Source organism: Paraburkholderia sp. SIMBA_027 (genome assembly GCF_046535315.1).
GTDB lineage: Bacteria > Pseudomonadota > Gammaproteobacteria > Burkholderiales > Burkholderiaceae > Paraburkholderia > Paraburkholderia tropica.
On record NZ_JAWRWY010000499.1, the window covers coordinates 1 to 275 of the forward strand.

A 275-nucleotide genomic window follows, 5' to 3' on the forward strand; every position below is an offset into this window, starting at 1 on the left:
GGTCGGGGTGGGTTTGGCTTGATTCGCCAGCCACTCCATCAACGCTTCAAGGCCTGCCGACAGCTCGGCGCCCGGTGGGCGCACCAGGTAATACCCCATCCCCGTCGGCACCCGCAGTTCAAACGGCATCGCCAGCCTGCCGGCCATGACATCCTCGCCAATCAACGCGCTATCACCGATCGCCACACCTGAACCTTGTGAAGCCACCGTCATGGCCAGATCCAAGGTCTCGAAATGATGCCCCTGGGCAAGATTGCTCAGCCGCGTATCCGCTG

General features: G+C 62.5%; 1 protein-coding gene. It reads right to left on the minus strand.

The window, feature by feature from the left end; genetic code table 11:
- A partial coding sequence (locus SB764_RS39995; protein ID WP_410866747.1) for a LysR substrate-binding domain-containing protein occupies positions 1-275 on the minus strand: 275 nt, incomplete at both ends.